This window comes from Billgrantia pellis (assembly GCF_008297955.1).
Taxonomy (GTDB): Bacteria; Pseudomonadota; Gammaproteobacteria; order Pseudomonadales; family Halomonadaceae; genus Halomonas; species Halomonas pellis.
In genome coordinates this window covers 314709-333750 of the sequence record NZ_VTPY01000004.1, presented here as the reverse complement: position 1 = coordinate 333750, position 19042 = coordinate 314709, and the positions used below count along the sequence as shown (strand labels likewise).

Below are 19042 nucleotides of genomic sequence, written 5' to 3'. Positions count from 1 at the left end.
GAGCGACGCGAATCAGGTCCCGCGCTCGGGTGGTTCTCGACAAGAAGTGGAAATATCGAGGCGTGGCGGTTTGTGCGCGATCTGTCTACGTCAGGATGTTGGCAGGCTGTGAGGCTTACTCGACGGGCTCGCCATGGGCATATTTCATCCACGTCTTGCCCAGGTGATTGCGGAGTTCGCGTCCCACCCGTTCAGGGTCTCTTGCTTCCAGGGCTGCCATGATGGCTTCGTGCTCTTCCATGGCGGTCGCCCATTTCTCGTTCTTCTGGTTCGACAGATAACGCACCCGATAGAGCTGTCGGCTCAGATTGGCGTGCATGTCGATCAGGGTAGCGTTGCCCGACAGGGCGACGATGCGGTTGTGGATATCCTGGTTCAGGCGGAAGTAATTCTGGCGGTCGCGGCGAAGGAAGCAAGCCTTCATTTCATAATGAAGCGCTTGCAGCTCCGCGATGTCATCGTCGCTGGCATTGAGGCAAGTGAGCTCCGCAGCGGCCTGTTCCAGTACGCTCAGCACGTAGGCCTTCTCCTTCATGTCGGCCGGGCTGACCTCGGCGACCACTGCCCCGCGGTGAGGAGAGATGACGATCAGGCCCTCGGTGGCCAGGATCTTGAGCGCCTCGCGTAGCGGGGTACGCGAAACCTGCAGTTCCACGGCCAAGGTGCGCTCGGGCAGGCGCTGACCGGGCTGGAAGTGATCCATCACGATATGCTCACGCAGGTAGTTGGCCACTTTTTCCACGAGCCCTGCATGGCTTGACTGAGCGACTTCTTCCATAGGCTTGTTTCACTCCAGTGAGAGCGCCAAGGATGGCATACCATTGTTGACCTTTCAAACCGTTCCCTTTTCCCTTTACGGTTTTTTTAAACCTGTTTTTCAATAGGTTAAAGGCTATATGGCCGAATAAAGACGAAAGTCGTACTTGTGGGTTGTTGACCCCAAAAATGGCATACCATTACATTCCACTCAGATCATGCTTCGTCTGACCACCGTCCGCGACCGGGCAAGGTAGGCCTCAGGCAGGTGCAGCGAACTGGCCAGCCCCGGGAAGGCGCAGCCTCTAACGATGACCGGCACGGGAAAGCGAATCACTCATGAATTACTTGCAACATTTTGAAAATGAAAGGGTTGTCGAGGCCTGTGTGGCGGGCGCCGGTGACTTTGGGCGGGGTGTTCTGCGCCAGGCCCGCGGTATGTCAGGGTTGTCGGCACGGGTTGCCATCGATGTCACACCGGAAAGAGCCGCTGAGGCATTGCGGTTTGCCGGCGTACCCGATGCCGATATAATGGTATGCCATTCTCCCAGTGAGGCGAAGAAAGCTTGGCAGTCAGGAGCCTACGTTGCCGCGGGCGCCTTCGAAGACGTACAGGGGCTGTCTTTCGACATTCTGGTGGAATCGACCGGCATCCCCGAGGTGGGCGCTCGCTATGCCGAAGCCGCCCTGCTGGCGGGCAAGCATGTGGGCATCGCCACGAAAGAGACCGAATCCGTGGTGGGGCCGTACCTGACCCAGCTGGCCTATCGCCAGGGCCGCTTGTTCACGCCGCTGGATGGCGATCAGCCCAGCCTGCTGATCGGCCTCGTCACCTGGGCCAGGACCCTGGGGTTCGAAATCATCGCGGCCGGCAAGAGCAGCGAATATGACTTCATCTGGGACGAGGCGGCCGGTAGCGTGCTGTGCAACGGTGTCTCTTACCCGGCACCCGGTCTGGCCGAGCTGTGGGAATTGCCGGAAGGCGTGGAGCGCGAAGCCGTCGAGGCGCGCGGCAAGGCACTGGCCGCCATACCGCAGATTTCCGTTCCCGACCTGTGCGAGATGGTCAATGTAGCCAATGCCACCGGGCTCGGCCCCGACCGGCCCGAGTTCCATGCCATGGTGCTGCGGACCGGTGAAGTGCCGACCTTGTTGGATCTCGAGGCGTACGGTGGCGTGCTGCAGGGCAATGAGCGCCTGGAAGTGTTCAATTGCCTTCGCCGCCCGGATGAGATCAGCTTCGCCGGCGGTGTGTTCATCGTCGTACGCTGCGAGGATCCGCACGTGTGGTCATTGTTGCGCGACAAGGGCCACATTCTCAGCCGCAGCGGTAACGGCGCGATGATCTACCTGCCGCGCCACCTGCTTGGCCTGGAAGCGCCGATCTCGTTGCTCGATGCCGTGCTCAATGGCCTGCCCTCCGGCGGGGGCCGGGCCACGACGCCGAAATTCGACCTGACCGCTCGTGCCACCCAGGCGATCCGCGCTGGGCAGCGGCTGGAGATGCGCGGTCATCATCGTCATATCGAAGGCCTGCGCCCCGAGATGCATCCGGCCGCTCCCTTATCCCCCGAGGCGATGGTGCCTTTCTATCTGCTTCCTGGGGCGGAGGTCATTCGCGACATTGCCCCCCACCAGCCGATCACGCTGGCGGATGTCGTGCTGCCCGATTCGCGACTCCATCAGCTGCGTCAGGAGCAGGACCGGCTGTTTCACGAGCAGGACGCCCCTTCATCGCTTCACGAGAGCGCCGACAATGCGATCGGCTGACTCACTCACCCAGCCAGAACGGCACGCATAACAATTAGGATAGGAGAACGACATGCTCACCAAGAAAACGCTGAAAGCCGCGACTCTGGGCATGGCCCTGGTCGGCGTAGCCATGGGCGCAAACGCCGGCGAGGCTGCCGATTATCCCAGCAAGCCGATCCAGTTCCTGGTGGCGGCGGGTGCCGGCGGCGGCACGGACAATTTCGCTCGCGTGGTTCGCCCGATGTTCGAGGAGGCAGTGGGCGGCGCGCGCATCACCGTGGTCAACCTGCCCTCGGCCTCTGGGGCGCTGGCGCACCAGCGTACCGCGAACGGTGCGCCGGACGGCCATACCCTGGATTTTGCCTCCACGACACTGGTGACTTCCCTGGCCGCCGGCCAGAATCCGATCGGCCTGGATCAGTTGACGCCGATCGCGCGCATGCAATCGGATGTCATGGCACTGTTCGTCAATCCGGAGCGCTATCCCGACTTCGAGTCGTTCCTGGAATACGCCAGGGAGAATCCGGGCAAGGTCACGGTGGGCGGCACTCACACGGCCAGCCCCGATCACGTCGCCTTCCTTTCGCTGCGTGACGCTTCCGGCCTGGAGATGAACTTCATCCCCTACGATAGCACCGGCAATGCCACGGCCAACGTATTGGGCGGCAACATCGATGCCACCACGACGTCGCTCAGCCCGCTGCTGAGCTATATCGAAGCGGGCCAGATGGCGCCGATACTGATCTTCAGCGAGGAGCGTCTGGACCACTATCCCGACGTGCCCACTACCGTGGAGCAAGGCTGGGACCTGACCGATGGCAACGACCGGGCGATCTTCGTTCATGCGGATACGCCTGCGCCGATCATCCAGCGTCTCGAGAGCGCCTTCAAGGAGGTCTACGACTCCGAGGAGTACCAGAGCTATGCCGAGCGCGTGAACCTGACCTATCGCGAAGGCTGGATGGGTAGCGAGGAGTATCGCCAGCGGCTCGAGAACAACTACACGCTTTATTCACGCCTGCTGCAAAACGGCAACTGACGTCCCGAGCAAGCCCCGGTGGGGGCGGAGCCGCTCCCACCTACACCCACCGCATGGGCCGGCCCGCAGCCGGTCATGCGACGTTCCCTTCGGGGGCCAACATGCAAGTCAGGATCTATCTCTTTGCGCTGGCGATCATCCTGCTCGCCCTGGTCAGCCTGGTACCCACGCTGCAGTTTCCCAGTTCCGCGCAGGTTTCCACCTTTATCGGGCCCCGGGTGTGGCCGCTGAGCCTGATCGTCATGCTCTTTCTACTTGGCTGCGCGCTGCTGGCGATGACTTGGCGCGACAGTCGCCGCAGCGCTCACGACAAGAGCGATTCCGGGCAGGAAGGAGGGAGCACGGCTTCCGCGCAGAAACGCTCGTTTGCCAGCACGCGGCACTGGTGGCTGATGGCGGCAACGGTGGGCTACACCGTGCTGATGCAAGCCGTCGGTTTCCTGGCCGCCAGTGTGATGTTCACGCTGCTATGCACGCTGCTGCTGGGGGCGCGTTCGTGGCTGGCCATCGCCATTACCGTGACGGTAGCGGTGGCCCTCATGCAGGGCGTGTTCGTCATCCTGCTTGGCATCCCCCTTCCGTGAGGCCGCCCCGATGACACCTCTATCGACTTGCTCCGGGAGTTGACGATGCTGGAACATTTTCTCGGCGGGTTGGCCGTGGTGCTGCAGCCACTCAACCTGCTATTGCTGACCTCTGCGGTTTTCATCGGTTTCATCGGTGGCGCGCTGCCGGGCATCAGTGGTGTGATCCTGGTGGTGATCCTGCTGCCGGTCACGTACGGCATGGAGCCCACCACGGCCTTCATGCTGCTCACGGCCATCTACGGGGCCACGGTCTTCTCGGGCCTGATCACGGCGATCCTGTACCGCGCGCCGGGCACGCCCGAGGCGGTGATGACCGCCTTCGACGGCTATCCGATGACCCAACAGGGCCAGGCCGGCAAGGCGCTGGGCATCGGCGTGTTGAGCTCTGCCATCGGTGGGCTTGTCGGCACCATTGCGCTGATCGTGTTCACGCCGATTCTTGCCTCCATGGCACTGCGGTTCTCGTCGCCGGAATACTTTGCCTTGGCCATCCTCGGCTTGACGGTGGTGGCTTCGTTGGGCGGTCGCCTGATCTACGGCCTGATCGGGGCGACGCTCGGCCTGCTGATCGCCACGGTGGGGATCGATCCGCTCACCGGCACCAGCCGCTATACCTTCGACAACCTCAATCTCGCCGAGGGCGTCGGCCTGATCCCGATGATCGTGGGGTTGTTTGCCATCTCCGAGGTCATGAAGCGCGCACTCGATCAGGACAGCCATCAGCCGCTGAAGAAGGTCAGGATCAAGATCTTCGACCTGCCGATCCTGCGTCAAATCGGCGGTACGCTGACGCGCTCCTCGCTGATCGGTGTTGTCACCGGCATCCTGCCCGGCATCGGCGCCAGCACGGCCGCCATGGTCAGTTACAGCGAAGCGGTACGCTGGTCCAAGCACCCGGAGAAATTCGGCAAGGGCGCGCCGGAGGGCGTGGCCGCGCCGGAGTCGGCCAACAATGCCGCGGCCATGGGAGCGCTGGTGCCGTTGTTCGCTCTTGGCATTCCGGGCAGTGGCACCACTGCCGTGATTCTCGGCGCCTTCATCATGCATGGGCTGCAACCCGGTCCGATGTTCATGGTCACCAGCAGCGATTTGATCTATGCCGTGTTCGCCGGGCTGTTCATCGTCAACTTCATGATTCTGCTATTTTCCAAGCCGTTCATCGCGCTATTCACCAAGCTGCTCAACGTGCCCTATTCGGCGCTGGGCCCGCTGATCGTCATGTGCTGCATCGTGGGAACCTACTCGGTACGCAACTCGATGTTCGACGTGTGGTTGATGCTCGGCTTTGGCGTGCTCGGCTACCTGCTGGAGAAATTGAAGTTTCCGTTGGTGTCGATCATTCTTGGCCTGGTGCTTGGCCCGATTGCCGAGAGCGAACTGCGCCGGACACTCTCCATGTCCCAGGGCGACCTGTCGATTCTCTTCACGCGTCCGATTAGCGCCACGCTGCTGTCCGTTGCCTTCCTGCTGCTCGCCATTGCCATCCTCGCTCCCTTGGTGAAGCGCTTGCGCAACAGGCCCGCCTCTTCCTCGTCATCCGAACAGCGGAGTAATCCATGACCATTGTGTTGGGTGCCATCGCCGATGATTTCACCGGGGCCACGGACCTCGCCAATAACCTGGTGCGCAGCGGCATGCGCTGCCTGCAGGTAATCGGTGTGCCTGGCCCGGAACTCGAGGTAAGCGATGTCGATGCCGTGGTGGTGGCGCTGAAGTCTCGCTCCTGCCCGACGGACGAGGCCGTGGTCGACTCACTGGCCGCGCTTGCGTGGCTGCAGGCCCAGGGTGCCCGCCAATGTTTCTTCAAGTACTGCTCCACCTTCGACTCCACCGAGCGTGGCAATATCGGCCCGGTGGCCGACGCATTGCTGGAACGGTTGGGAGCGGAGCAGACGGTGATGGTGCCGGCATTCCCGGTGAACGGCCGCACCGTCTACCAGGGCCATCTGTTCGTCGGTGACCGGCTGCTCAATGACAGCGGCATGCAGCATCATCCGCTTACGCCCATGACGGATGCCGATCTGGTGCGCGTGCTCGCCAGACAGACCCCTCACCCGGTTGGCCTGGCGGCGCGCCCGGTACTCGCCCAGGGCGCCGAGGCGACCCGACAGCACTTGGCGGACCTGGCGGGGCAGGGGGTGCGGCACGTGATCTGCGACACCCTCGACGAGCGGGACCTGGACGTGCTGGCGGAAGCCTGCGTGTCGCTGCCGCTGGTGACCGGTGGCTCGGGATTGGGGCAGGCGCTGCCCGCCCAATACCGCCGCCTGGGCTGGCTGGCCGAGATCGCCGAACCGGGCCGGCTGCAGCCGAGCAGTGGCGGCAAACTGGTACTCTCGGGCAGCTGTTCGCGGGCCACGCTGGGGCAGGTGGCGCATTTCCTGGAGCGCTATCCCGGCTTTGCTCTCGACCCATTGGCTCTGGCCGAGAGCGACGCGCAGTGGGAAGCGGCGCTCGACTTCGCACGCAACGCTCTGGAGCGTGGTGGGCCGGTATTGGTCTATGCCTCGGCCGATCCGGAACGGGTGAAGGCTGCCCAGGCCAGGCTCGGCGTCGAGCGTGCAGGCCAGCTCGTCGAGCGTGCGCTGGGGCAACTGGCGAGGACGCTGGTAAGTGAGGGCGTGGGCCGGCTGGTGGTGGCAGGCGGCGAGACGTCAGGAGCCGTGGTGTCGGCGCTGGGCATCGAGACCTTGCGCATCGGCGAGCAAATCGACCCCGGTGTGCCTTGGACACAGGCGCAACTGGAGGAGCGGGAAGTGCCCCTGTCGCTGGCGTTGAAGTCAGGTAACTTCGGTAACATCGACTTCTTTACCCGAGCTTTCGAGGTCCTGCCATGAGCGTTCATGACGAGAGCACGCTGCGCGAACAGATATCCTCCCTGGGCAAGTCGCTGTTCGATCGTGGCCTGACCATGGGCGCCAGCGGCAACATCAGCGTGCGCCTGGACGATGGCGGTTGGCTGATGACACCGACCAATGCCTGCCTGGGACGTCTCGATCCGGCACGTATTTCCCGGCTCGATGGCCAGGGCCAATGGCTCGATGGCGACAAGCCCACTAAGGAGCAGTTCCTGCACATGGCGATGTACGCCGAGCGCCCCCAGTCCGGCGCCATCGTGCACCTGCATTCCACCCACTCGGTGGCGGTTTCGTGTTTGCCCGGTGTCGACCCATGCGACTGCATTCCGCCGCTTACCGCCTATTACGTAATGCGAGTCGGAAAGCTGCCGCTGGTGCCCTATCACGTGCCGGGAGATCCCAAACTGGGCGATGCCGTGCGCGGCCTGGCGGGCCAGCACAGCGCCGTGCTGCTGGCCAACCACGGGCCGGTGGTGGCGGGTAAGAACCTGGAGGCGGCGGTCTACGCTACCGAAGAGCTGGAAGAGACCGCCAAACTGTTCCTGCTGCTGCGCGGGGAGAATCCGCGCGCCCTCACCGAAGAGCAGGTGGCCGAGCTGCAGCGGCGCTTTCCTGCCTGAGTTCGAACTCGCCTTGTCATGACAACTCTGCCCCTTGCCAGGGCAGTGTTCCTATTGCGTGAATGCCGATCCGTGAATGACGAAGGGAGGCGTCCGCGCTTGTCGGCCGCCAGCCGTACCGGATCGATGACGCCGGCGGCGCATGGGCGGCTTGGCTGGGTCACGGCACGCGCGATGAGGCCACGAACGTGGAGGGTGTGACTCCTAGTGCCTTGCGAAACATGGTGGAGAAGGCGCTGGGACTCTCGTAGCCCAGTTCCAGGGCGACGGCGGTGATCGAGACACCCGCGTTGAGCCTGGGCAGTGCCGCAAGCAGGCAGGCTTGCTGGCGCCAGGCACCGAACGACAGGCCCGTTTGCTGCCTGAAGAAGCGAGCGAAGGTGCGTGGGCTTTTGTTCAAGCGCTGCGCCCAGTCGCTGGGGAGCGTCTGGATACTGGGTTGGTGCAGAAAGGCTGCACACAGCCGTGCCAACCTAGGATCGCGGGGCAGGGGGGCGAACAGCGGCAGGGTCGCCGCGCAACGCAGTTCATGCAGGATGAGCTGCAATAGGGCGCCGTCACGGCCGGTTTCATCGTAGCTGGCGGGCACCTCGGCGGAAGCGAGCAGCAACTGGTGGAGCAGCGGGCCGACGACCAGGACCTCGCAGTGTTGGACGAGACGCGGTGCGGCCTGCGGTTCGATGTAGAGGCTGCGTGTGCTGACACCCAGCATGCGGACACGATGGGGTTTTTCGGCAGGAATCCACACCCCGCTGTAGGGCGGCACGACCCAGGCGCCGTCGTCGGTGCTGACTTCCATCAACCCCGTCATGCCGTAAAGAAACTGGGCACGCCGATGGCTATGGGTTTCCAGCAGAGTGCCGTGCGGATAATCGGTGCCGATGGCAAGCACCTCTCGGGGGGTGGCATCGAGGCTGCTCAGGGCGACGTTGCGCATGGCAACTCCATGATGGCTGAAGCGCAAGCATTATTGGCATATCTTCGAAAGTTGGCCAAGCGCATCGCGGCTTATCCTGCGCTCTCGTGCATTTTACCGGGAGCGCTTCATGTATCTCTTGCTGTTTCTGTTCGGCGGGCTGGCGGGGATGACGACCCTACTGTTCGGATTTGGCGGTGGTTTCGTCGTTGTGCCCTTGTTGTACGCCTTGCTGACCGCCGCCCATGGTGCGGATAGCCCCGTTGGGCTGATGGCCATGCAGATCGCCGTGGCAACCTCCACCGGTGTGATGGTCGTCGCCGCTTCGCTGGCTACGTTGCGCCACCATCGAGCCCGAACGCTGGAATGGCGGCCGTTATGGCCCTTGGTCGGTTACGTTGCTTTGGGAGCCATTGTCGGTGCTTTTGCCGCCATCTCACTGCGCGGTGATTGGGTGCGCTGGGCCTTCGTTCTGTACTTGGCGATCACCATTCTCGATGGCATCTTCCGGCCTGGGTTCCTGTCTGGCCATGGTAGGGCCGGCACCATGTCGCGAAGCATGACGGCGGGGGCGGGCTTGATGATAGGAAGTGTGGCGGCGTTTCTTGGCGTTGGGGGGAGTGTCATGACGGTGCCGCTGCTGCGACGTCGGGGAGCATCCATGGTGCAGGCGACCGGCCTGGCCAACCCCCTTACGCTGCCGATGGCATTGACCGGCACGACGGTCTATGTGTTGCTTGCCTGGGACAGGAGCGAGATGCTGGGGCCCTGGCACGCGGGCTACCTCGATCTACGGGCTTTTCTGGTACTGGTTATCGGCGCATGGCTAGGTATCAGGCTGGCGTCTCCCCTCATCGGCCGTATCCCGGATCGTCTGCATGCCAAGGCCTATCTCGTCCTTCTGGTTTGTGCATTGATGGTGATGGTGGTGGTATAGGTTCGCCACTGCGAAGGCGATGGACACGACGCAACAGGGCCCGCCTAGGCGGGCCCTGCTATCGAACCGGAAGGTTCGAAAACTCACGACCGGTAAGGTCAGGCGAGCGGCTTGATGTTGGAGGCCTGAAGGCCCTTCTTGCCCTGGGTCACGTCGAACTCGACGGTTTGACCTTCTTGCAGGGATTTGAAGCCGTCAGCCTGGATTTCGGAGAAGTGGGCGAAGACGTCATCGCCGCCGTCGGCGGGCGTGATGAAGCCGAACCCCTTGGAGTCGTTGAACCACTTGACTGTACCCGTCGTCATTTCACAATCCTTTCGCGCCATGGCGCCTTGTCGTGTTTCTGGTGTTACCCAGTGAATAGCGGGTAGAACAAGGATCGATGCCAGGCTGCCGAAGTGTCCGGACACTGCTGAAACCCTACCGCTTGCTTACCGGCTAACCTCACCGTGTCATGCCTGGGCGCCGTGGGTCAAAACGTTTCGCGTTTATTTTTCTCATGCTGGGCCCCTGCGTTCCCCGGGCTGGACGAGGCGGCGTCCGCTAGGCTGTACTACCTACAGCTTATGATCCGTGTCGCCTGCTGCCGAACACCGGGCCGCGGGGCCTGAACGGAGCTGTCGCAGGGAGTCGACAGCGTGTTGCATCCATCGGGAAGACGTCTATGAAAGCAAACGGCTCATGGCTTCTGTCGGTCGTGCTGGCAGTGGCTCTGCTCTTTATCGGCCTGGGGGCGGCGCTGGCGCAGGAGGATGGGAGCGGGAACACGAACGAGAGCGAGGAGAGTGCGCAGTGGTTCTCCGTCGATTCGTTGAACGCCGGGCTCGAAGAGGCACCCGAAGGGGCCAAGCGACAAACCCCACGTGAAGCGATCCGGAGCTTTCAGAAGCTGGCCGGGGAAAAGGACTTTGCCGCGGCGGCTCATGTGCTCAATCTTTCCGAGCTGGACGAGGCGGAGCAACAGCAGAGAGGACCGGCGCTGGCCAGGCAACTGGACGAGATCCTCAGACGGGGCGAATGGCTCGACGTGTCCAACCTGTCCGGTCGACAGGATGCCGCCATCGAGGACCCGTCGGGCCAGCATCCGCGAACAGGAGAGCCGCGCCGGGATATCCAGCTGGCGTCGCTCACGGTCAACGGCGAAGTCTACGATATTCGTCTGGGCCGCTACCGCGTGGACGATGAGGAGCCGGTGTGGCTGATTACGCCGGATAGCGTGTCGTACATTCCCCTGCTCTACGAGACCTTCGGCCCCTCGCTGCTGGAGCAGTACATTCCGGAGCGTTTCAAGACATCGTTCGGCTGGCTTGCGATCTGGGAGTGGATCGCCATTCCCCTGTTCCTGCTGGCCACCGGCCTGGTGGGCTGGAGCGTCTATGGCCTGGTCGGGTTGCTGGCGAAGTGGTTCCCCTCCGGCGCGCTGAGCATCTTCGCCGGCAGAATCGGGGGGCCCATGGCGCTGCTCGTCATGGCGTTCGTGGCTCAGGCCCTGCTCGACTATGTGGTTTCCTTCACGGCCATGGCCACCACCTTCATTCGCGTGTTGCTGATCATCATCGTGGCCTGGGGAGTCGGTACGATCGCGCTTCGCCTGGTGGATACCATCCTGCTCAGGGTGACGCGGCGGATCGTGGGGGAGATCGACGACACCAAGCCCAAGGACGATCGCAAGCTGCTCACGACCTTGTACGCATTACGTCGAGTGATCATCCTGATCACGGTGACCGCCGTTTCAGTGTATGTGCTGAGCCAGATCCAGCTCTTCGAGACGCTGGGCATGTCGCTCTTGGCGTCGGCCAGTGTCCTCGCGGTGCTGGTGGGTATTGCGGGTCAGGCAGTGCTGGGCAATATTCTTTCCTCGTTCCAGGTATCACTGGCCAAGCCCATACGCATCGGCGATCTGGTGATGTTCGAGGGGCAGTGGTGCTATGTGGAAGGCATTTTCTACACGTTTATTCGGTTACGCATCTGGGACGAACGGCGGCTGATCGTGCCGGTGACGTATTTCGTCTCCAAGCCTTTTGAAAACCTGTCGGTGAAAAGCGCCAAGATGTACCGGACCCTGGAGATGAAGGTTCATTTGAGCGCCGACATCCAGGTCATACGGGAGAAATTTCTGGAGTTTGCCAAGGAAGAGGATAACGTCGTCGAGCATCACAAGCTGTGCTGTTACGTAACGGGGCAGACCGATACGGCCCAGACCATCGCCTGCTATCTCATGGCGTCCGACCCTTTTGCCGGCTGGGTAGCGGAAATGAACATCCGCGAGAAGCTGATGGCCTTCATCCGAAACCACCATCCCGACTGGTGGCCGAGGGAGGTGGTGGTCATCAGCCACCACGATATCGCCAAAGGCGAGAAGCCGCGCTACCGTCCGCCAACGCAACCGGACGGCCCCGACAATGAGGCTTCCGCCTGAGCTCGGAGACCGATCCCGGGGCGATGTCGATACGGAGTAACTGCGCTTGTGTTGGGAGGGTGCGGTGTCTCCGTGGGGCTCTGGCCTAGTAAGGCGGCGGCTGCCGCTCTTTCTGCCTCTTGGCCGCTTCCATCCACCAGCCGAGGTCGTCGGCGAAGCGGGCGAAGGAGCGTTCCAGCGACTGGCCGGCATCGCCTATAGGCGTGCCGTTCACGTCCAGGGTCTTGGCGATGGGGCCCACGGTCACCGAGCTGGAGATGACCACCATACCCATCTCGGCCAGGGTACCGTGCCAGATCAAGGCGGAACGCGCGCCGCCCAGGCGCCCCGCCGAATAGCTCACGATCCCGGCCGGACGCCAGGACCACTCCTCCAGAAAATGGTCGGTCAGGTTCTTGAGGCCGGGTTGCATGCCCCAGTTGTATTCGCCGGTCACGAATACGAACCCGTCCGCCTCGCGAATCTTGTCCGCTAGGATCTCCATCGCCTGCGGTGCTTCGCCGGCGGGATACTCCTTGTACATACGATCCAGCATCGGCAGGTCGACTTGCTTGGCGTCGATCAACTCCGCCTCGAAGCGACGCGCGTGCAGCGTTCGTACGGTGTAGTCGGCCAGGCGTATGCCGGTGCGGTCGGAACGATAGGAGCCATAGAACACGAGAATGCGGTAGGCCATTTCAGAGTCCTCGCTCGAAGCGGTTGGAGCGCGACCGACGGCGTCGCTCTCGAAGACAGGTCATCGCTACCTGCAGTGAAGATAGCCCAGCTTGAGCGTCTCACCACCTGGGCCGGCGAAAGAGCCCCTATGCCTGTCCGATGACCGTTCGCTCGTTGCGGCGTCGCAACGGCTTCGATGCCTGGCGTCGATTGCCGCTCGGTAATCCCCATGGGCTGCGGCATGGCGTCTAGCGAAGCGTGTGCCTTAATATCGGCCAATGGAAAGATATGTTATCGCCGCCATCGCTACGAACATGCGGCATTTCGCCGGTGGCAACCTGCAGGGAAACGATATGGCTTCCATTCGCCGTGAGTTGGCGGCATTGATCGAACGGCGCGCGATACCGCACGAACACGTGGCGCGGGCGGTCTCGCTTTCAGGTCTTTATCCTTCGGGCCGGGCCTGGCAGGTCTTTCTCGATCGGTTGCTGCTGTGGTTGGGCAGCCTGGCCTTGGTGTTCGGATTGTTGTTTTTGATCGCCTACAACTGGAGCGAGATGGGACGCTGGCAGCGCTTCGGCCTGGTGCAGGCGGCATTGGTGACGGCCATCGGCGTCTACTGGTGGGCCGAGGGCCGTGGCGTGGTGGCCCGGGTGGCGTTGACCGCGGCGTCATTGCTGCTGGGTGTGCTACTGGCACTGTTCGGCCAGGTCTACCAGACCGGTGCCGACCCCTGGCAGCTGTTTGTCGCCTGGGCGCTGTTGATGCTGCCCTGGGCGCTAGTCGCACGTTTCGATGTGCTCTGGGTGCTGTGGCTGGGGCTATTGAACCTTGCCGTTGCGCTCTACTTCCGCACCTGGGGCGGCGCGCTCGATGTCCTGTTTTTGGGCGGTGAGGCCGCCCTGTGGGGCGTTTTCCTGCTCAATACCGCGGCGCTGGCGGCGTGGGAGCTGGGGGCGCGGCGCCGGCGCTGGCTATCGGTCGGGTGGGCCACGCGGTTGCTGGCGGTGGGTAGCGGTGTGCCGATCACGCTGCTGGCGATGGTGCCGCTCATCGAGGAGCGGCTCTCGTTCACGCCGGCCCTGCTGGCGTTTGCGGCATGGCTGGCGGCGCTCTATGCCGTCTATCGCCACTGGCGGCCGGATCTGTTCATGCTGGCCGAAGGCTGCCTGTCGCTCATTGCCGTTATCACGCTGTCTCTCGCCCGGCATCTGCTCTGGCACACCGAGGCGGGCGGTTTTCTGCTGCTCGCCGTGGTGGTGCTGGGGTTGGGGGCGGCGGGCGTGTTCTGGCTCAAGCGGCTTCAACGGGAGATAACGACATGACGCGTTCCCTCGCTGAGAGACTGCGCCAGGCCGGGATCGCCGTGGCCGAGAGCGATGCCGCGCCGGGACTCGGGACGCCCTGGTTCGTGCGCGCGTTGCAGGCGTTCTCAGGCTGGCTCGCCGCCATGTTCCTGCTGGGCTTCGTTGCCCTGGGGGCGCTTGCCGTGCTCGAGGACGGTGCTATGTCGGGCGGGCTCGGGCTGCTGCTGATCGGTGCCGCCTGCGGCGTGCTGTACACGACGCCCGGCGACTTCAAGGAGCATCTGGCGCTGGCCGCGAGCCTGACCGGCCAATGGCTGGTGGCCTGGGCGCTGGTCGAGACCCTGGAGGAGGCGAGCGCCAGCCTATGGTGGGCGCTGCTAGGGTTGCAGGTCGTGCTGGCGCTGGTCATGTCCAGCCTGACCCACCGCACCTTCTCCGCCTTGGCGGCAAGCCTGGCACTCTATCTGGCCCTAACCGAGAGCGTCGCCGCCCCCGATATCGCCAGCGGCCTGGTACTGCTGGTGTTGACCGCGATCTGGCTGAACGAGTTTCGCTGGCCGCGGCACTGGCGGGCGATGCAGGCGTGGGGGTACGGAATGCTGCTGGGGTTACTCGGCATCGAAGCCATGGAGCATTTCGGTCAGTCATTGTTGCCGGGACGCTACTACCCCAATGACCTGCTGGCCTGGTTGGGGCCATGGCTGGGGGAAGCCCTGGGCGCCCTGGCGCTGTTGCTGCTGCTTGGGCACGTGTTTCGTCGCGGCGAGCGCCAGGCACCGGGAACCACGCAGGCGATCGCCTACGGCGGTGCCGTCGTGCTGATGCTGCTATCCATGCAGGCCCATGGCCTGAGCCAGGGTGCCGTGATCGTGGCGCTGGGCTTTGCCATCGGCAATCGTTTGGTGATGGGGCTCGCGGCGTTGCTGTTGCTGCTCGCCATCGGCAGCTACTACTACTGGCTCGACGCCACCCTGCTGACCAAGGCCCAGACGCTGTTCGCCATGGGGGCGCTGCTGCTGGCGCTGCGCTGGGCGCTGCGACGCTGGTGGCGGGGCATGACCCGAGCCGGCGAGCGCCATGGCGAAGGGGAGGGCACGCAGCCATGACGTCGTCAGCCAAGTGGAACAAGATCGTGGTGGTGGCCGCCACGCTGCTGATCCTGGCGGTGGTCAACTGGGCCATCTGGGCCAAGGAGCGACACCTGGCCGAGGGCGAGGTGATCTACCTGGCACTGGCGCCGGTGGATCCGCGTTCGCTGATGCAGGGCGACTTCATGGCGCTGAATTTCGAGGTTGCCAATCGCATTCAGGACGCGCTGTACGACAGACATTCCGACAGCGACGAGAGTCATGTCGCCGACGGCCATGTCGTCGTGCATCTGGACGCGCGGCGCGTGGCCCACTTCCAGCGACTGGGTGCCAAGGAAGATGTCTTGGCGGAGGATGAAAGGCGCCTTCGCTACCGGCTGCGCAACGGCCGGGTGCGGTTCGCCACCGATGCTTTCTTCTTTCAGGAAGGGCATGTCGAGCGCTATGAGCTCGCCCGTTACGGCCGGTTCCGTGTCAACGAACGCGGCGAGCCGCTGCTGGTTTCCCTGCATGACGATGAACTCGAAAAACTGGGGGAGGTGGAGCGTTGACGACAACACTGACTTCGGCACTTGAGCGATGTTGGCCTGTTCAAGAGACATAGGGGATGCGGGAGGCATGAGTAAGGAGCTATGCCACCGCATTCTGATTGGGATAGAGACGCTCCTGCTGGCGCTGCCAGCGAGTGTGGTCTGCCTGCTCTTTGGTCTGGTTCTGCTGAGCACGGTGGGAATTTTCTCTGCGGCGTCTCGGTAGCATTGTTGGGTTAATATCTCGCTCGGCAGCTTTATCGCTAGCGGCCATCAGATCCCTGCTATCCTAGGCATAGTGCCTTATGCAACGAGAGTTAGGGATAATAGAGTTCAGGGGCGGGCGATAAATTGAATATTTCACAAAAGTTTCGTTATGTAAAAAACATTCGCGACAGTATTGCTTACCTTACAAGTAAGATAATTTTTCTCTATGTCGTTCTTGGTATATTGGTGGTTTCACTTGATGTGCAGCATCTGCCAGGGTTTTTAAATGCAATAAACCTAAAGGATGCTGAAGCGGCGCGGACTTTGCTCGCAACCCTTATGGCAGGAATGATTTCGCTAGTCGTGTTTAGTTTTTCAATGGTTATGTCCGTTCTTACTCAGGCGGGGAGCAATTTCTCTAACAAGCTGGTTTTTAGCTTGATGAAAGAGAAAAGGCATCAGCATGTTCTTGGGCATTATCTAGGGACTATTCTGTATATTTTATTTCTTCTATTGGTCCCTATGGAAGGAGATTCGCCTGATACCTGGCGTTCCTTGGCGGTCTACTTAAGCGCGGCGATGGTAATAAATAGCCTTATGCTGTTTGTTTTTTTTATTCATTCCGCTTCGCAGTCTGTGCAAATCAACGCTATCACACAAGAATTGCTTCGATCGACGCAAGCTTCCCTGAGAAAGATGAAGAAAAGAGAAAAGATGGGCGCTTCATAAATAGGTGCTGCAATTCTCGCAATCAGATTGACTACTCAATTTATTCCCAGGATAGCGGTTATATTCAGGGAGCGGATCTCGAGGCGCTGGCAAAGATGTCTCTAAAAAAAGGGCTTGAGATACATTTAAATTTTAGTTTTGGCGATTTTGTTGTTTCTAACTTTCCAATAATCGGTGTTGTAGATAAAAAAAATGGAGGTGAGGTCAATGATAAAATCATTTCCTGTCTTGATTATGCTGAAGGTGAGTCTACGAAAGAACATTATGTCAATGGATTTACGCAGCTAATGGAGATTGCTGTTAAGTCCCTTTCGCCAGGAATCAACGATCCTGGCACTGCAAGGCTGTGTATTCATCAAATAACTGAGTTGCTCGCGCAGCGCCTTCAGATAACGCCATGCAACATGATTGTCGATTCAGAGAATGAATGCCTCGTGTCTTGGCATGAAGAAGGTTTTGATAGCTTGATGTTCAGATTGTTTAACCCAATTCTTCATTACGGGAAAGACGATTTGAGCATATGTCTATCGCTTCTTAAGGCCTTTAAAACATTGTCCAATTTTGCAAGTTGCGAAGATAGGCTAGTGATCCAGCAGCACGCAGAGCGTATAGTAGATGTCATTTCAGTTAATTATACGGATCCTTTGGAAGTAAAATTTGCGGAGGCGAGGTTAAACGTGGGAGTGCACAGGTTGGATTTGCCAAAGAATCTGTCGAAAGAGGCGGCTAGTTCTTAAGGCGCAATATTGTTATTTTCTTACGCTTAGATTACTGGGTAAAGCCGTTCTCCGTTGAGAAGACGGCTTTTGCGAGAGGCTGCGTTAGACGCCACTTACGCAGCGCCCCTAGGGCTTCATTCGAACCGCTTTACCCATTCTGCCACCTTGTCGCCGCTGCCCATGCCGGGCTCCACCAGGCCGTCGATCATGAAAGTCGGCGTGCTATGAATGCCGTTCTGGCGTGCATACTTGGTGTGGCGTTTGATTTCGCTGTCGAGGTCGGGAATCTCGAAGGCCTGAGTGAGTGCCACGCCACTGGCTTCCTCCAGGCGCTTGAGCACGTCATTGGGCGTGGCGTCCCGATTCGGGCCGGTGCTGTGATTCTCGAAGACGAACTCTTCTCGGCGATTGGCCACCGCGGCCATGATTCGCTTGGCGGTTTCCTTGCCGCCGTCCAGCGTCGAGGCGGCCACGATCGCGCGGGTCACGATCGGCGAAAGCAGGTGCCAAGGCTGGGAGTTGAACCAGATCCGTACGCTAACCTTCGATTCCCCGGCCTGCGCCAGGAAATCGTCCAGCTTGTGGAAGGTTTTCACCGAAAAAGGGCAGGTCGGCTCCAGAAAGACCTCGAGCAGTCGCGGGCCGTGACCCCAGACGAGCGGATCGGCGTGCCAATCGTTGGCCATAAGACCTCCTTGATGCGTCACCGGATTGCAGACAAAGGCGCCGTAAAGGACTGGCGCATGTCGAATACCGTAAACGTAGCAGAAGGCGGGTTAATCTTCGTGGCGCCAGGGACGCCACACGACTGGCTCGCGGCGGTTTCATTAACCGGCTATCTTTGTCGGTCTGACGCTCGTGACGCCAACCCAGGTGAAGGAGCGAGACGTGTCATTTGTCGCCAAGGAGGTTCCATGAGCCAAGAGAGCGAATACGTTCCGCCGAAGGTTTGGAAATGGGAGAAGGAGAGCGGCGGCCAGTTTGCCAGTATCAATCGGCCCATCGCCGGGCCAACCCACGACAAGGCCCTGCCGGTCGGCAAGCATCCGTTTCAGCTTTACTCGTTGGCTACGCCCAATGGGGTGAAGGCCACGGTGATGTTCGAGGAGCTGCTGGCGCTGGGGCACAAGGACGCGGAGTACGATGCCTGGCCGATCAGGATCGGCGATGGCGAACAGTTCGGTAGCGGCTTCGTCGAGATCAACCCCAACTCCAAGATCCCGGCGCTGATGGACCACAACACCACGCCGCCCACCCGAGTGTTCGAGTCCGGCTCGATACTGCTTTATCTCGCCGAGACGTTCGGCGCGTTCCTGCCACGCGATCCGGCCGGGCGCACCGAGACGCTGAACTGGTTGTTCTGGCAGATGGGCAGTGCGCCCTATCTCGGTGGCGGTTTCGGTCATTTCTATGCCTATGCGCCGACCAAGATCGAGTACGCCATCGACCGCTTCACCATGGAGGCCAAGCGCCAGCTCGACGTGCTGAACCGGCGACTGGCTCAGACGCGCTACGTGGCGGGAGACGATTACACCATCGCCGACATCGCCATTTGGCCCTGGTATGGGCAGCTGGTGTTGGATCGCGTCTACGAGGCGGCCGAGTTCTTGCAGGTACAGGAGTACGAGCACGTGCAACGCTGGGCCAAGGAGATCGATGCCCGTCCGGCAGTGAAGCGCGGGCGCATGGTCAATCGCACCTTTGGCGAGCCCGAGGAGCAGTTGCACGAGCGCCACGATGCCAGCGACTTCGAGATGCGAACGCAGGACAAGCTCGAGGCGAGCCAATAGGCGACTACCGAGCGGGGGGAGGATGCGCGTGTTCCACCGAACGACCGGTGGGCACTTCATGGGGGCCGGCGGCAGCTTGATCGCTTCGGGTCGCTAGTTCATCGTGCGTCGGCTGGAGGCGCACCGAGTGC

General features: G+C 61.4%; 19 protein-coding genes. 14 read left to right on the top strand and 5 right to left on the bottom strand.

What is annotated here, in order from left to right; all coding sequences use genetic code 11:
* Positions 1 to 115: 115 nt before the first annotated feature.
* Complete coding sequence (locus F0A17_RS11830) at positions 116 to 778, bottom strand: GntR family transcriptional regulator (protein WP_149328543.1); 663 nt, start codon at positions 776 to 778, stop codon at positions 116 to 118.
* A 317-nt stretch (positions 779 to 1095) separates the two neighbouring features.
* Here F0A17_RS11830 and F0A17_RS11825 point away from each other — a divergent pair, with 317 nt between their 5' ends.
* From F0A17_RS11825 to otnC, 6 genes are all read left to right on the top strand, one after another.
* Entirely contained in the window at positions 1096 to 2526 is a 1431-nt protein-coding gene (locus F0A17_RS11825; protein WP_149328542.1) for a flagellar biosynthesis protein FlgA, read from the top strand.
* Positions 2527 to 2578: 52 nt separating this feature from the next.
* Positions 2579 to 3547 carry a Bug family tripartite tricarboxylate transporter substrate binding protein gene (locus F0A17_RS11820; RefSeq protein WP_149328541.1) on the top strand — a complete coding sequence of 323 codons (969 nt, stop codon included), beginning with the start codon at positions 2579 to 2581 and terminating at the stop codon, positions 3545 to 3547.
* A gap of 101 nt (positions 3548 to 3648) precedes the next feature.
* Positions 3649 to 4131 (top strand): tripartite tricarboxylate transporter TctB family protein, encoded by a 483-nt coding sequence (locus F0A17_RS11815; protein ID WP_149328540.1) that lies wholly within the window; start codon positions 3649 to 3651, stop codon positions 4129 to 4131.
* A 45-nt stretch (positions 4132 to 4176) separates the two neighbouring features.
* A complete protein-coding gene (locus F0A17_RS11810) occupies positions 4177 to 5694 on the top strand; it encodes a tripartite tricarboxylate transporter permease (protein WP_149328539.1) in 1518 nt (505 codons plus the stop codon).
* Entirely contained in the window at positions 5691 to 6971 is a 1281-nt protein-coding gene (otnK, locus tag F0A17_RS11805; RefSeq protein WP_149328538.1) for a 3-oxo-tetronate kinase, read from the top strand. Before F0A17_RS11810 ends, otnK begins: the two co-directional genes overlap by 4 nt.
* The gene (otnC, locus tag F0A17_RS11800; protein ID WP_149328537.1) at positions 6968 to 7612 is read left to right on the top strand and encodes a 3-oxo-tetronate 4-phosphate decarboxylase; all 645 of its coding nucleotides are present in this window, start codon (positions 6968 to 6970) and stop codon (positions 7610 to 7612) included. Before otnK ends, otnC begins: the two co-directional genes overlap by 4 nt.
* Positions 7613 to 7772: 160 nt before the next feature.
* Here otnC and F0A17_RS11795 read toward each other — a convergent pair whose 3' ends face one another.
* Positions 7773 to 8549: an AraC family transcriptional regulator gene (locus tag F0A17_RS11795; protein WP_149328536.1), complete on the bottom strand. Its 777-nt coding sequence runs from the start codon at positions 8547 to 8549 to the stop codon at positions 7773 to 7775.
* A 109-nt stretch (positions 8550 to 8658) separates the two neighbouring features.
* Between F0A17_RS11795 and F0A17_RS11790 the strand changes: the two genes are divergently transcribed.
* A complete protein-coding gene (locus tag F0A17_RS11790) occupies positions 8659 to 9465 on the top strand; it encodes a sulfite exporter TauE/SafE family protein (protein ID WP_149328535.1) in 807 nt (268 codons plus the stop codon).
* Between the two features lie 98 nt (positions 9466 to 9563).
* Here the strand turns inward: F0A17_RS11790 and F0A17_RS11785 are convergent, their stop codons facing one another.
* Positions 9564 to 9770, bottom strand: coding sequence for a cold-shock protein (locus tag F0A17_RS11785; protein ID WP_149328534.1), 207 nt, complete (start codon positions 9768 to 9770; stop codon positions 9564 to 9566).
* Between the two features lie 359 nt (positions 9771 to 10129).
* On the opposite strand from F0A17_RS11785, the gene F0A17_RS11780 reads away from it, so the two are divergent.
* On the top strand, positions 10130 to 11884 hold the full coding sequence (locus tag F0A17_RS11780; RefSeq protein WP_149328533.1) for a mechanosensitive ion channel family protein: 1755 nt from the start codon (positions 10130 to 10132) through the stop codon (positions 11882 to 11884).
* An 85-nt stretch (positions 11885 to 11969) separates the two neighbouring features.
* Here the strand turns inward: F0A17_RS11780 and F0A17_RS11775 are convergent, their stop codons facing one another.
* Positions 11970 to 12560 carry an NADPH-dependent FMN reductase gene (locus tag F0A17_RS11775; protein WP_149328532.1) on the bottom strand — a complete coding sequence of 197 codons (591 nt, stop codon included), beginning with the start codon at positions 12558 to 12560 and terminating at the stop codon, positions 11970 to 11972.
* A 334-nt stretch (positions 12561 to 12894) separates the two neighbouring features.
* Between F0A17_RS11775 and F0A17_RS11770 the strand changes: the two genes are divergently transcribed.
* The 5 genes from F0A17_RS11770 (at position 12895) to F0A17_RS20915 (ending at position 17139) form a co-directional block, all read left to right on the top strand.
* Positions 12895 to 13866 (top strand): DUF2157 domain-containing protein, encoded by a 972-nt coding sequence (locus tag F0A17_RS11770; RefSeq protein WP_149328531.1) that lies wholly within the window; start codon positions 12895 to 12897, stop codon positions 13864 to 13866.
* Positions 13863 to 14954: a DUF4401 domain-containing protein gene (locus F0A17_RS11765; protein ID WP_149328530.1), complete on the top strand. Its 1092-nt coding sequence runs from the start codon at positions 13863 to 13865 to the stop codon at positions 14952 to 14954. Before F0A17_RS11770 ends, F0A17_RS11765 begins: the two co-directional genes overlap by 4 nt.
* Entirely contained in the window at positions 14951 to 15487 is a 537-nt protein-coding gene (locus F0A17_RS11760) for a GDYXXLXY domain-containing protein (RefSeq protein WP_149328529.1), read from the top strand. The genes F0A17_RS11765 and F0A17_RS11760 overlap by 4 nt, the downstream gene beginning before the upstream one ends.
* 330 nt (positions 15488 to 15817) lie before the next feature.
* On the top strand, positions 15818 to 16402 hold the full coding sequence (locus F0A17_RS20920) for a DUF2254 family protein (RefSeq protein WP_149328528.1): 585 nt from the start codon (positions 15818 to 15820) through the stop codon (positions 16400 to 16402).
* Positions 16336 to 17139 (top strand): DUF2254 family protein, encoded by an 804-nt coding sequence (locus F0A17_RS20915; protein ID WP_149328527.1) that lies wholly within the window; start codon positions 16336 to 16338, stop codon positions 17137 to 17139. Before F0A17_RS20920 ends, F0A17_RS20915 begins: the two co-directional genes overlap by 67 nt.
* A gap of 116 nt (positions 17140 to 17255) precedes the next feature.
* Here the strand turns inward: F0A17_RS20915 and F0A17_RS11745 are convergent, their stop codons facing one another.
* Positions 17256 to 17807, bottom strand: coding sequence for a DsbA family protein (locus tag F0A17_RS11745; RefSeq protein ID WP_149328526.1), 552 nt, complete (start codon positions 17805 to 17807; stop codon positions 17256 to 17258).
* A 228-nt stretch (positions 17808 to 18035) separates the two neighbouring features.
* Between F0A17_RS11745 and yghU the strand changes: the two genes are divergently transcribed.
* The gene (yghU, locus tag F0A17_RS11740; protein WP_149328525.1) at positions 18036 to 18911 is read left to right on the top strand and encodes a glutathione-dependent disulfide-bond oxidoreductase; all 876 of its coding nucleotides are present in this window, start codon (positions 18036 to 18038) and stop codon (positions 18909 to 18911) included.
* Positions 18912 to 19042 lie beyond the last annotated feature (131 nt).